Below are 12735 nucleotides of genomic sequence, written 5' to 3' on the forward strand. Positions count from 1 at the left end.
TGTGTCCGGTCGCTCTTCCGTGGAAGGCGTCTGCGTTTCCGCTTTGTTGTGTCTTTACTTTATCAGGTGTTCCGTGCCCCGCCAAACCGGCGGTTCCGGATCAACCGAACGGGGTAAAGCACCCGTTGTGCCGCGTTCATTCCAACGACTGGTCGTTGGGACTCGAATTCAGCTCCCCGAGCCTACCGGGTCCGAGCCGGTGCTCGAACCACGTCGACCGGAAGAAGATGTGCTTCGCGGTACGGTTCCGAGTCGACCATACAGGCCGCCCGCCGCCCCGCAGCGACTCTCTCGAGTATAGGGAGGGAGGGGCCAGACGTCAAGGCAGACCCCGGATCGGGTGGGAACCCGTCGATCCGGGGCCTCGTCGCCCCTCACGGGCGGCTTCTGAAGGCCCCCGGCGCGTACGGTCCCCACACCGGGACCGACTGCTCGCGCCAGCTACTGTCACTGTCAACCTGCTAGGTGCCCGGGACATTCCCGATCGAAACCCCCCGAGCCCCGGCAATCCTCGGGGACACCGCCGACCGCGCCCGCGGCCGAACGGCCCTCCGGCACGCGTCGGGGCCGACGCCCGAAGGACGCCGGCCCCGGCCGACACGCATGGGAGCGTCCGTCACCTCCCGGCGAGGATGACTCCGCCGATGTTGCGCTTGCCCCTGCGCAGCACGACGAACCGCCCCTGGAGGACGTCGTCCGAGGACAGTCGCGCCTCGACGTCGGTCACCTTCTCGTTGTTCACGTACGCCCCGCCCTCCTGGATCGCACGGCGGGCGGCGGACTTGCTGTTGGTCAGGCCGCTCTGGGCGAACAGTTCGGCGACGGTCGGCAGCTCCTCCACCGGCCCGGAGACCTCGGCCCTGGGCACTTCGGAGAGGGCGGCGTCCAGCGTGCGCGCGTCGAGGTCGCCCAGGTCGGCGCGGCCGAACAGCGCGAGGCTGGCGTCGAGCACCTTCCGGCACTCCTCCTCTCCGTGCACCAGTGCGGTGAGGTCCTCGGCCAGGGCCCGTTGCGCGGCGCGCGCCTGCGGCCGCTCTTCGGTCTGGCGCTCCAGCTCCTCGATCTCGCTCCGCTCGCGGAAGCTGAACACCTTGAGGTAGCGGATGACATCACGGTCGTCGGCGTTGAACCAGAACTGGTAGAAGGCGTACGGCGACGTGAGTTCGGGGTCGAGCCAGACACTGCCGGTCTCGGTCTTGCCGAACTTGGTGCCGTCCGCCTTGGTGAGCAGGTTGGTGGTGAGCGCGTGCGCCTGGCCGTGCGGCTGGTTGCCGTCGATCCTGCGGACCAGGTCCAGCCCCGCGGTGATGTTGCCCCACTGGTCCGACCCACCGGTCTGGAGCGTGCACCCGTACCGCCGGTAGAGCTGGACGTAGTCGTAGGACTGGAGCAGCACGTAGCTGAACTCGGTGTAGCTCATCCCCTCACCGTCGAGACGGGTACGGACCGTCTCGCGCGCGAGCATCTGGTTGATGCTGAAGTGCTTGCCGACGTCGCGCAGCAGCTCGATCGCGCTCATCGACCCGAGCCACTCAGCGTTGTTGGCCAGGACCGCGTCGGTCGGCCCGGGCTGCTCGCCCTCGGGGGTGAACCGCAGGAAGGCCGACAGCTGGCCGGCCAGATTGTCGACCCAGCCGCGCACGGTCTCGACCGGGTTCATCTGACGCTCGGCGGTGGGCTTGGGGTCGCCGATCAACCCCGTGCCCCCTCCGACGAGGGCGATCGGTCGGTGTCCGGCCTGCTGGAAGCGGGCCAGCGTGAGGATCTGGGTGAGATGGCCGACGTGCAGGCTGCCCGCCGTCGGGTCGAATCCGCAATACAGGCTGACCGGACCATCGGCGAGCGCCTTGCGGAGTGCGTCAAGGTCGGTCGTCTGCGCGAGCAGGCCGCGCCACTGGAGTTCGTCGATGATGTCGGTCACTGTGTGCTCTCTGTCGCTAGGGCGGGCCCGGGGCCCGATCTGCCTGAAAGTGTAGGGCGGGTGTTGCGGATGGTCACTCGACTTTCCCCCACCCCCACGCTATCCGGCGATCACACGTTCACGTGTCGCGCACCGAGCCCTTGACAGCAGAAAGCTAATAGGAATAGCTTTTTGGCTACTGGCACTAGCCACAGGAGGAAGCCATGCACCACCTGCGACGTCCCCAGGGGCGGATCGCCTACGACCTCCACGGTGCGGACAACGACGGCCCACTCGTCGTCTGCGTCCCGGGAATGTTCGACCACCGCGCCTCGTTCCGGTTCGTCGGCTCCGCCCTCGCCGAGCACGGGTTCCGCGTCGCCGCCATGGACCTGCGGGGCCACGGCGACAGCGACGCCGCCTTCGACGACCACACCAACCGCGCAGCCGCGACCGACGCCATCGCCCTGGCCGAGGAGCTCGGCGGCACGGACGTGATCATGGTGGGCAACTCGCTCGGCGGCGCCGCGGTGACCATCGCCGCCCGGGAACGCCCCGACCTCGTCGCGGGCATCGCCCTGCTCGCCCCCTTCCTGCGCAACGAGGGGGACGGCGCGCTGAAGCGGCTGGTGTACCGGCTCATGCTCGTGCGCCCGTGGGGTCCCCCGCTGCTCGTGGCCTTCTACGACAGGCTCAACGTGGGCCGGACGCCGCGGGGCCACGAGGAACACAAGCGCCGGATCCGCGACATGCTGCGCCCGCGCGCCCACTACCGATCCGTCGTCGCCACCGTCCTCGCCCGCTCCGAGCAGATCCTGGAGGCCGGAGAGCTCAGGGCCCGGGCCGCGGTGATCGTCGGCGAGCAGGACCCCGACTGGCCCGACCCCGCGGCCGAGGCGGCCTGGGTGGCCTCCGTGGTCCACGGGTCCGTGGAGATGGTCCCCGAGTGCGGCCACTACCCCCAGTCCCAGCGACCCGACGTCGTCGTGCCCGCGCTCCTGCGCCTGGCCGAGCAGGTGAGCGCCGGTGCCTAGGGCGGGTCTGTCCCCACGGCTGGTGGCGGAGGAGGCCGCGCGGCTCGTCGACGACCAGGGGCTCGACGCCCTGTCGCTCGCCGCGGTCGCCAAACGGTTCGGTGTCGCGGTCCCCAGTCTGTACAAGCACGTGGACGGTCTGGCCGCACTGCGGCGCGAGGTCGCCCTCCTCGGCGCGGCCGAGCTCGGCGATCGGCTGCGCACGGCCGCCACGGGACGCGCCGGACCCGACGCGTTGCGCGCCGTCGCCGCCGCGTACCGCCGTTACGCGCACGCCCACCCGGGCCGGTACGCAGCCCTCCAGCGGGCGCCGGGCGCCGACGACCACGAGGCACGGAGGGTCTCCGCCGTACCGGTCGAGGTGCTCACGGCCGTACTGGCGGGCTTCGGCATCGGCGGCGGTCAGGCGGTGCACGCCGTCCGCACCCTGCGCAGCGCGCTGCACGGGTTCGTGGACCTGGAGACGCGCGGGGGCTTCGGCCTGCCCGAGAGCGTGGACGAGACCTACGAACTCCTGGTCGAGGGGTTCGTACTGGCCGTCCAGAACTGGCCCGGCACCGCGTCCGCGCGGGTCGGGACCGAGCAGGACTCCGAAGGCGAACGACAGGGGAGACACTGATGCTGGCTGGACACTTCGGCGTCGCGGGGATCGTCAAGGCCTGGCGCCCGGCACTGCCCATGGGGGCGCTGCTCGTGGCGGCGCAGCTGCCGGACCTGGTCTTCGGACCACTGGCGCTGTTGGGCGCCGAGACCATGGAACCGGCCGAGCCGGGCCTGACGGGCTACGGCTCGCTCCTGATCACGGCGCCGTTCTCGCACTCCCTGGTCAGCAACCTGGTGGTCGCGTTCCTGGTGGGCGGGCTGACACACCTGTTCCTCCGAGGCCGGTGGGGGCGTGACGCCGGTCTGGTCCTCGGCGGGGTGGTGTTCAGCCACTGGCTGCTCGACCTGCTGGTGCACCGCCCCGACCTGCCCGTCCTGCCCGCCGGAGGGGGCGACCTGCCCCTGCTCGGCCTGGGGCTGTGGGAGCTCCCGGTGGCGACGGGCGTGGTCGAGGGGGCCCTCGTGCTCGCGGGCACGGTGCTGTACACGTGGCGCACGTTCCGGGACGTCCCCGGCCGGACACGGGCATCGTTGTACAGCGCGGGCATCGGTCTGCTCCTCGTGGGCTCGTTCGCGCTCGACCTCCTGTCCGGCTGACCCTCCCCGGGCCGCCTCCGCCGTCTGCTCCGGAACCGTCGACCCCCGCCCACACGCGCGGTGAGAGCTACCTGACCTCCGCTCCTGTTCCCACACGGCATCGGGATGCGCCAAGCTGGTGGTGCCCGGAGCACCCCCGCGCCCGGGGAGATCGGACCGTGTTGGAGTCCCCCCATGCCCAAGAAGATCCTGACCGGTATCGCCGGCGTCCTCGTCCTCGTGGCCGCGCTCGCGCTCTATCGACTGGGCGTCATCGACCTGGCGCCGACCGAGACCGACCAGCAGCGCACCGGCGACACCTCGTCGGGCGCGGCCCCCACCGATCCACCCGCCTCCGGTGGCGCCGACGGCCCGGAGGCAGCCGGATCCTCCTCGGCCGGCACGGCGCTCGCCCTTCTGGACGAGCTGCGTGTGGCGGAGGAGAACGACCCGCCCGGCTACGACCGGTCGCTCTTCCCGCACTGGGACACCGGAGTCCAGGACGACTGCACCACCCGGCAGGCGGTCCTGCTGCGCGACGGCGAGGACGTGGAGGTCGACGAGGACTGCCAGCCGGTGTCCGGCACGTGGTACAGCGTCTACGACGGCGAGACCCTGACGGAGGCGGGGGACCTGGACATCGACCACATGGTCCCGCTCAACGAGGCGTGGCGCTCGGGAGCGGACTCCTGGACGACCGAGGAGCGCAGGCGGTTCGCCAACGACCTCGACAGTTCACAGCTCTGGGCGGTCAGCGCGTCCAGCAACCGGTCCAAGAGCGACGCGGACCCGAGTGACTGGCTGCCCCCGCTGGAGTCCTTCCACTGCGACTACGCGGCGGCCTGGATCGAGGTCAAGCACACCTGGGACCTGGCCGTCGACCCGGACGAGGAGGAGGCCCTGCGCGAGGCGCTGGCGGGCTGCTGAGCCTGGGGCAGGGCGTCCCCTCCGCCGACCGCTCCGGCCCCGGCCCGCCGCCCGGGCGCGGTCCGCCGCCTCGTCAGCCGCGGGCGGTCGGGCTGATCCCCCGCGCGGTCGCCAGCAGTTCCTCCTGGCCGAGGAGTCCGAAGGTGTCCCGGACCTCCACCGCGACCCCGGATTCCGGGCTCCAGAAGGCCTCGGTCTCCCCGTGCAGCGCCGGCGTGCCCCGGTTGTCGAACGGGGTGAGCTCCCAGGCGTCCGGGGCGCGCTCGTGGTACTCGGCCAGGAAGGCGCGGACGGCGTCGAGGTCGGTGAGCCGCTCCCCGCGCATCACCAGGACCTGGAGCACGACCCTGACCCCTCCCCCGTCCGCGGGCTTCTCCCACACACGGGTGGCGAAGGACACGTCCCCCCACTCGTAGTCGAACTCGTCCTCCGTCGTCCGCTCGTCGACCTGCGCGGGCAGGTAGCCGACGGTGAAGCCGTCCACATCTCCTCCTCCGGGGTCAGCGGCGGCCGGGGCCGCCACGAGTACCAGCGCGAGCACGGCGGCGAGCGCCGCCACGAGCCGTCCGACCATGGGCATGGGCACCTCCGGCGGAGGTCACGGGCCCCTCCCGATCCTCCGCCTCCTTCCATCGTCCGACCGCTCCGTGCCCTTCACCAGGGTGATCTCGAACCTGTGGACAACTCCGTTCCGACACGCCTCGGGCCCGCTCCCGCCTCAGCGTCCGGGCACGTGGTGGTCGGCGAGGAACTCGGCGATCGCCAGCGAGGACGTGGCCGCGGGCGAGGGGGCGTTGCGCACGCACACCACCCGTCCGTGGGTGTCGACGCGGAAGTCGTCGAGCAGGCCGCCGTCCCGGCCCAGGGCCTGCGCGCGGACGCCGGACTCGGCGGGCCGCAGGTCGGCCGCGCTGATCTCGGGGACGAGCCGACGCGCCTGGCGCGCGAAGACCGCGCGCGAGGACGACACCAGGACCTCGCGGGCACCCATCGTCCAGTGGCGGCGGGCCAGCCGCCAGAACCCGGGCCAGGCGAGGGTCTCGGCGAGCTCGCGCGGGACGAGGTCCCGGCCGCGGTAGCCCTCGCGCGCGGCCGCGAGGACGGCGTTGGGTCCGGCCATGACCTCACCGTGGACGTGGCGGGTCAGGTGCACGCCCAGGAACGGGTAGCGGGGGTCGGGCACCGGGTAGACGAGGCCGCGCACGAGGTGGCGGCGCTCGGGGACGAGCTCGTGGTAGTGGCCGCGGAACGGCACCGTCCTCGGGTCGGGCGCCGCCCCGGCCATCCGCGCGAGTTCGTCGCTGTGCAGGCCGCCGCAGACCACCAGGCGGTCGAAGCGGTGGATACGCCGTTCGCCCTCGGGCGTTCCGGTGAGGGCGTCGACGCCGTCCTGGTCCTGGCGGAGGCCGATGACGGGCGTGCGGAGCAGGACGCGTCCCCCGGAGCGGCGCACGTCGTCGGCGAGCTGCTCGGCGACGGCGACGAAGTCGGTGATCGCCGTGGTGGGCGAGTGCAGCGCGGCGAGCCCGGAGGCATGGGGTTCGACGTCGCGCAGGCCCCGGGGACCGAGGCGGACCACACCGGGGACGCCGTTGTCCTCGGCGCGCCGCTCGATGTCCTCCAGCCGCGCCCTGTCGTGGGCGTCGACCGCGACCAGGACCTTGCCTGCCTCCTGGTAGGGCAGGCCGTGTTCGGCGCAGTAGTCCCTGAGCAGGCCCACGCCGCGTCGGCAGAGGGTGGCCTTGAGCGAGCCCGGCCGGTAGTACAGGCCGGCGTGGACGACGCCGCTGTTGTGGCCGGTCTGGTGCGCGGCGACCCGGTCCTCCTTCTCCAGGACCGTGACTCGGACGCCGGGCCGCTGGAGGGTCAGCCGCCGGGCGAGGGCCAGGCCGACGATTCCGGCCCCGATGACGCCGATGTGTTCGGTGCTGCGCATGGCCGAACGCTAGCAACACGGCGCCGGGCGGTTCCTCTCCGGGGCGGTCAGAGCGAGCGCAGGCCCACGAGGACCGCGTGGAGGATGTCCTGGCGGTCGAGCGGCCGTGAGGGGCCGCAGACCTGGAGGGCTCCGTCGTCCACCAGGTCGGCGACGATGGCCCGGACCTGACCGACGGGCAGCCGGACCTCCACCGCCAGTTCCACCAGGGTCCGCGCGTGCCGGGCGTGTTCGAGGATCGCGGCGCGCTCGGGGCGCAGCCACTCGCCTCGGCCGGGGGTCCGCGCGGCGACGACGTGCCCCAACAGGTCCGTCCCCAGGCCCCGGTCGCGCGGCCCCGCCGCGTCGGGGTGGCCCGCGTCGACCGCGAAGGGGCGCAGGAACCGTTCTCTCCCGGCCTCGCCGCCCAGTGCCGCGCCGGGCCACGGGTCCGCACTGAGGGCGTCGTGGTCGGTGACGCGCGGTGCGTCCTGCCCCGGCACGCGCGGGGCGGCGACGTCGGGGGCGCGACCGCGCCCGACCGCGGACCGGGCCCGGGAGCCGTCAGCGTTCACCGTCGCCTCCGGGTGGTGTGCGGTGGGCGGCCTGCGGTCCGCTCGGGTGCTCGGGGTACGGGTGGGTGTGCGCCGTTCCGCGGGGGGCGCCCGCCCAGTCCGCGTAGGCGGGGTCGGGGCGCCAGGCCGGTTCCGGCACGGGATCCTCGGGCGCGCGGACGGGAGGCGGCACGGGGGTCGCCGGGCCGTGGTCGGACGGCGGCGGGGGACCCGTCGGCCCCTGGTCGGGGGGCGCCACCGTGCCGGTCGGCCCGTGGGCGGGCACGGGCGGCGCGGGTTCGGGCACCGTGTTCTCCGACGGTTCCAGGAGGGTGTCCGGGATGAGCGTGGTCGCCCGCGTCCCGCCGTACGGGGACGGACGCAGCCAGACCCGGACGCCGTGCCGACCGGCGAGCCGTGCCACGACGAACAGCCCGAGGCGCGGGTCCTCCGGCATGGCCATCACGTCGAACTCCGGAGGCTGGCTCAGCGTCCGCTCCGCCGCGGCGTACCCGTGCTCGGACATGCCCAGACCGCGGTCCTCGACCTCCACCATGAGGCCGTCCACGACAGGGGTACAGCTGACGTCGACGGGTGTTCCGGCCGGCGAGAACTGGGTGGCGTTCTCGATCAGCTCGGCCAGCAGGTGCACGACGTCCTCGACCACCTGCCCCTGCATGAGCGCGCGCGGCGCCGAGGTCAGACGCACCCGCTCGAAGTCCTCCGTCTCGGCGATGGCGGCGCGCAGAACGTCGACGAGCGGCCGCGGGTGGCGCCACCGCCGCGCCGACTGCCCGCCGCCGAGGATGATGAGGTTGTCGGCGTACCGGCGGGCCCGCGTGGCCAGGTGGTCGAGCCGGAAGAGCCTGCGCAGCGCCTCGGGGTCCTGCTCGTGGTACTCGATCTCGTCGAGCAGGCGCAGCTGGCGCTGGACCAGCGTCTGGTTGCGGAAGGCCACGCCGAGGAAGGCCCGGTTGGCGCCGCGCCGGATCTCCGCCTGGCGGACGGCCGCCTCCACGGCGGCGACCTGCGCGCTGTCCAGGGCCTCGGCCACCTGCCCGATCTCGTCGTCTCCGCACTCGTCCAGCAGGGGCAGCTCCTCGTGGACGTCGACCCGCTGCCCGCGCTGTGCCCGTTCGAGGATGTCGGGAAGGTCCTCGTCGCGGTCCAGGATCTGCTCGCGCAGCCGTGCCAGGCGGTCGGTGAGGCGGCGGGAGGAGCGGCCGACGACGGCGATCGCGGCGACCCCCATGCCCAGGGCGGCCACCGCCGCGGCCACGCCGAGGGAGACGCGCAGCAGCGCGGCGCTCCACGCCAGGTCGACGGTCCGCTCGGTCTGCGCCCTGGCCAACCCGTCCAGTACCAGGGCGGCGGCGGCCGAGGAGCCGTCCCACTCGATGCCAGTGACCTCGATGTCGGTGTTCCACGCGGCGGACGCCGGCCCGACCGCTGGTTCGCCCTCCTCCGCGCCGGCCTCGGCGATCGGCGGCCGGGTCACGACACCGCGGCTGAGCCGCTCGGCCCGGCCCCAGGAATCCAGGTCGAGCATGTCCTCGTAGCGGGCCCGCACGGTGGGGTGCATGGCCGGGCCCGCGCTCTCCAGGGCGTCGCGGTAGGCGGCGGTGAGGTAGGTGAAGTGGGCGGTCTCCTCGTAGCTCATCTCGCCCGCAGCGATGACCCCGGCCAGGAGCGCGTCCGCGCGGGCGAAGTCGGACCGGGCGCCCAGGAGTTCCTGGGTCAGGACCGCGTCGGTCAGGTTCTCGCCGCCGTCCGTGGAGTGGATGAGCGCGATGGTGGCGTCCTGGACGGCGTCGAGGACGTCGCCGTAGCGCATCAGCGCCTCGTCGCGTCCCGTGGCGCGTTCGTCGATGTCCGTGCGCAGTTCGGCCACGGACGCGGGGGTCTCCTCGACGGCGGCCGCGCCGCGGTCGACCGCGGCGTCACCCGTCGTCCGGGTCCGAGCGGCGGTGCCGACGGCCTCGGCGAGTGCGGAGTCGGTGCGCGCGCGCTGCCCGTCGAGGGCGGCGTGCAGCTGGTCGTCGGCCACGCCCCGTTCGCGGAGGCCGAGGTGGACCACGGACAGACGCCGCTCGGCGCGCAGTTCGTTGGCGGCCTCGGCGTAGGCGCGCGCCCCGTCCCTCGCCTGGGAGACCGCGCCCGTCAGTTGGACCGCCCGAACCGTGCCGACGGCGGCCACGACGAGCCACAGCGCGAGGAAGCACAGACTCGGGATCAGCACGATTCGGGTGAGCTGCGCGCGGATCGTGGGCGCGCGGTCGCGGGTTCTACGCATGGCCCCCTCCAGCCTGTGGGTCCGCCGGGCTCCTCGGCGGGGTGCGTCGGCGGAGTGCGGTCGATGCGAGGCTATCGGAGTTTCATTGCCCTACGCTGTCAAACAATCACGACTAGTTATCCTTTGGTGCGAGCGCGACGCCGCGGACGTGCTCCAACGCCCGCCGTATCCGCTTCGAACCCCTGGTCACGGGTGCGGACACGCGTGGGGGCCACCCGTGGAACGGATGGCCCCCAGCGAATTCCCCTCGGGGACGCGGCGTGTCGCGCCCCCACCCGCGACGAACGCGGTCCCGCGGTGCGCGTACCCCGGTCAGGACTCCGGGCGGTGCCGGGAACCCACCGGCGCGGGCAGCTCGTCGATGGTCGGCGGCTGCTCCACCCCCAACGAGTTGAGGACCTCGGCGTAGCGCAGCGCCGCGATCTTGCCCAGGAGGCTGTCCGCGCCCAACGGAGTGCCCAGCCGTGCCCCGAACCGCTCGGCGAGCGCCGTCAGCTCCGCCCGGCGCAGCTCCGGTCCCAGGGCGCTGGGCGCGATCACCGGACGCTGGCACCCGCCCTGGCGCAGCTGGCCGACGGTCTGCTCCAGAGCGGCCTCGCTGTCCAGGTCGGCGGGCAGGACGGTCAACCCGAGGCGGGCCGCCAGAAGGACCGCGCTCACCCCGGCCGCGCCGACCGCGCCCTCGCCGCCGACCGCGCCGACCACGACGCCGTCCGCCATCGTGGTGTCGCGCGCGACCACGCTGATCAGGCGCATGCGGTCCGCCCGGACGTACCCGGCCTCGGCCAGACGCAGGTGCAGCACCTCGGCCAGCATCGGGTGCGGGCCGAGCCCCTCGGTGACGCGCACGTTGGCGCCGGCGGCGTCCACGGCGGCGGAGATCGACCGGGCCACCCCCTGGTGCGGCGCGGTGACCAGCGGCACCACGATCCCGCCCAGCGGGCGCTCCTCACCCTCGTCCAGCCCGGTGAGCGCCTCGGTGAGCGACTGCTCGCCGCCCTCGGTGTGCCCGAACCGGATCGTGACCTCGGGCCGGTAGGCACGCACGAGATCGGCCATCCGCGCGCCGATCGACCCGCCGTCGGCGTCCCTGGCCTGTTCGGCCGTACCCGGGACCGCCATGACGAGGGCGGGGGTGCCGAACCAGTTGTCGAAGGACAACGGGTTGCGGTGTCGACCAGAACGACGCTTGGGGAGTTCGCGTGGAGGAAGTCGGTCTGAGTTTCGCATACCAGGATTCAGATGAGAGGCGGATGGGGCGATCAGGGCAGATCACGGCCAAGGTCACTGCCGCGACATTGTAGCGTTCAACACCGCATTCACGGGCGTGTCTCCCGAACGTATACCGGGCCCACCCGCCCACCGGGCGCCGGGGGCGGCCGGACTCATCCGCTCAGTGCCGGACTCCGCACCCTGAGCACGTGCGTGACCAGCTCGACCAACACCTCCTTGCACGACTCTCGGACACGGGCGTCGGCAGGCAGGACCGGCACCCCGTCGGTGACGTCCAGCGCCTCGCGCACCTCCTCCACCCCGTAGTCGGCGGAACCGTCGAACCGGTTGACCGCGACCACGAACGGCACCCCCCGCCGTTCGAAGAAGTCGACCGCGTGGAAGCAGGTGTCGAGCCTGCGCGTGTCGGCGAGCACGACCGCGCCCAGCGCCCCCTCGGACAGCTCGTCCCACATGAACCAGAACCGGTCCTGGCCGGGCGTCCCGAACAGGTACAGCACGATGTCCTCGTTGATCGTGATACGGCCGAAGTCCAGGGCGACCGTGGTCGTCGTCTTGTCCTCCACTCCCCCGGTGTCGTCCACCCCGTAGCTGGCCTCGGTCATGACCTCCTCGGTGCTCAGCGGGGCGATCTCGCTGACGGAGCCGACCATCGTGGTCTTGCCCGCGCCGAACCCCCCGGCGACGATGATCTTGACCGCCCGCGGGATCGGCTCCTGCTGGATCGGCTCACGGGCTCCCGGCCCGGGCTCAGAGTCTGCGGATGCCATCGAGTACCGCCTGAAGTACTTTCTTCTCGGGAAGCTGGGTCACGGGCACGGCGGCCCGGGTGCGAACGTCCCCCTGGGCGACGAGGTCGCCCAGGAGCACCTTCACCACGGTCAGGGGGACGTCGAGCCGCGCCGAGATCTCCGCGACCGAGATCGGCCGCCGGCAGAGCCGGATGATCTCCCGCTGCTCGGGTTCCAGGAGCCGTTCGTTCCGACCGCGCGCGGCGACCACGATGGTGATCATGTCCAGCCGCGGTCCGGAGTCGTCGGGGCGCGTGCGTCCGCGCGTCATGGTGTAGGGGCGGACCAGGGATCCGCCCGGGGCGTCGCCCGCGAGCACGCCCGCCGAGGGCCCTTCGGAGCTGGGGTGGGACCTGCCCCTGTACCAGGGCTCGACCGGGCCGCCGCCCGACCCCCGCCCCGACGGTCCGGTGCCCGCCCCCTCCGCGGGCACCGGACCGGGCAGGGCGAGGCCCCGTTGTTCGCCCGACGTGTTCACGAACCGGTCCCTCCCATGGCGCTGAGCCCCGCGGGTCGCCGGGGCGCGGCCGTGAGGAACTGCCCCACCCTCCTGACCCGCAGGTTCATCTCGTAGGCCACCAGACCGACGTCGGCGTCCTCGCTGGCCAGCACCGCGAGGCAGGCCCCCGACCCCGCCGCGGTGACGAAGAGGTAGGAGTGCTCCATCTCGACCACGGTCTGACGGACCTCCCCGCCGCCGAAGTGCCGCCCGGTCCCCCGCGCCAGGCTCTGGAACGCCGACGCCAGTGCCGACAGGTGCTCGGCGTCCGCGGCGGTCAACGCCCGGGAACGTCCCAGGGACAGCCCGTCGGCCGACAGCACGATCGCGTGGTCCGCGCCGACGACGCGGTCCACCAGGTCGTCCAACAACCAGTCCAGGTTGTCCGCGGCCTTGCTCTTGCCCACCAT

At 73.0% G+C, this 12735-nt stretch carries 13 protein-coding genes; 4 read left to right on the top strand and 9 right to left on the bottom strand.

Features of this window, described 5'->3' with window-relative positions:
* Positions 1-616: 616 nt before the first annotated feature.
* Positions 617-1921, bottom strand: coding sequence for a tyrosine--tRNA ligase (gene tyrS, locus ACIBFB_RS24725; RefSeq protein ID WP_397234075.1), 1305 nt, complete (start codon positions 1919-1921; stop codon positions 617-619).
* 203 nt (positions 1922-2124) lie between these two features.
* Here tyrS and ACIBFB_RS24730 point away from each other — a divergent pair, with 203 nt between their 5' ends.
* The 4 genes from ACIBFB_RS24730 (at position 2125) to ACIBFB_RS24745 (ending at position 5040) form a co-directional block, all read left to right on the top strand.
* Positions 2125-2934: an alpha/beta fold hydrolase gene (locus ACIBFB_RS24730; protein WP_397234077.1), complete on the top strand. Its 810-nt coding sequence runs from the start codon at positions 2125-2127 to the stop codon at positions 2932-2934.
* On the top strand, positions 2927-3553 hold the full coding sequence (locus ACIBFB_RS24735) for a TetR/AcrR family transcriptional regulator (protein ID WP_397234079.1): 627 nt from the start codon (positions 2927-2929) through the stop codon (positions 3551-3553). The genes ACIBFB_RS24730 and ACIBFB_RS24735 overlap by 8 nt, the downstream gene beginning before the upstream one ends.
* Positions 3553-4134: a permease gene (locus tag ACIBFB_RS24740; RefSeq protein ID WP_397234081.1), complete on the top strand. Its 582-nt coding sequence runs from the start codon at positions 3553-3555 to the stop codon at positions 4132-4134. The genes ACIBFB_RS24735 and ACIBFB_RS24740 overlap by 1 nt, the downstream gene beginning before the upstream one ends.
* A gap of 174 nt (positions 4135-4308) precedes the next feature.
* Positions 4309-5040: an HNH endonuclease family protein gene (locus ACIBFB_RS24745; protein WP_397234083.1), complete on the top strand. Its 732-nt coding sequence runs from the start codon at positions 4309-4311 to the stop codon at positions 5038-5040.
* A gap of 73 nt (positions 5041-5113) precedes the next feature.
* Here the strand turns inward: ACIBFB_RS24745 and ACIBFB_RS24750 are convergent, their stop codons facing one another.
* The 8 genes from ACIBFB_RS24750 to ACIBFB_RS24785 all read right to left on the bottom strand — a co-directional run bounded on the left by ACIBFB_RS24750 (position 5114) and on the right by ACIBFB_RS24785 (position 12735).
* The gene (locus ACIBFB_RS24750; protein WP_397234085.1) at positions 5114-5620 is read right to left on the bottom strand and encodes a hypothetical protein; all 507 of its coding nucleotides are present in this window, start codon (positions 5618-5620) and stop codon (positions 5114-5116) included.
* A gap of 138 nt (positions 5621-5758) precedes the next feature.
* Positions 5759-6976, bottom strand: a complete 1218-nt coding sequence (lhgO, locus tag ACIBFB_RS24755; RefSeq protein WP_397234087.1) for an L-2-hydroxyglutarate oxidase — start codon at positions 6974-6976, stop codon at positions 5759-5761.
* Between the two features lie 47 nt (positions 6977-7023).
* Complete coding sequence (locus ACIBFB_RS24760; protein WP_397234089.1) at positions 7024-7530, bottom strand: DUF742 domain-containing protein; 507 nt, start codon at positions 7528-7530, stop codon at positions 7024-7026.
* Positions 7520-9802 carry a nitrate- and nitrite sensing domain-containing protein gene (locus ACIBFB_RS24765; RefSeq protein WP_397234091.1) on the bottom strand — a complete coding sequence of 761 codons (2283 nt, stop codon included), beginning with the start codon at positions 9800-9802 and terminating at the stop codon, positions 7520-7522. Before ACIBFB_RS24765 ends, ACIBFB_RS24760 begins: the two co-directional genes overlap by 11 nt.
* 312 nt (positions 9803-10114) lie before the next feature.
* Positions 10115-11032 (bottom strand): sirohydrochlorin chelatase, encoded by a 918-nt coding sequence (locus ACIBFB_RS24770; RefSeq protein WP_397234093.1) that lies wholly within the window; start codon positions 11030-11032, stop codon positions 10115-10117.
* A 155-nt stretch (positions 11033-11187) separates the two neighbouring features.
* Positions 11188-11805 (bottom strand): GTP-binding protein, encoded by a 618-nt coding sequence (locus ACIBFB_RS24775; RefSeq protein WP_397234095.1) that lies wholly within the window; start codon positions 11803-11805, stop codon positions 11188-11190.
* Positions 11786-12304, bottom strand: coding sequence for a DUF742 domain-containing protein (locus ACIBFB_RS24780; RefSeq protein WP_397234097.1), 519 nt, complete (start codon positions 12302-12304; stop codon positions 11786-11788). The genes ACIBFB_RS24775 and ACIBFB_RS24780 overlap by 20 nt, the downstream gene beginning before the upstream one ends.
* Entirely contained in the window at positions 12301-12735 is a 435-nt protein-coding gene (locus ACIBFB_RS24785) for a roadblock/LC7 domain-containing protein (protein WP_397234099.1), read from the bottom strand. Before ACIBFB_RS24785 ends, ACIBFB_RS24780 begins: the two co-directional genes overlap by 4 nt.

It is taken from the genome of Nocardiopsis sp. NPDC050513, from assembly GCF_044457925.1.
Taxonomy (GTDB): Bacteria; Actinomycetota; Actinomycetes; order Streptosporangiales; family Streptosporangiaceae; genus Nocardiopsis.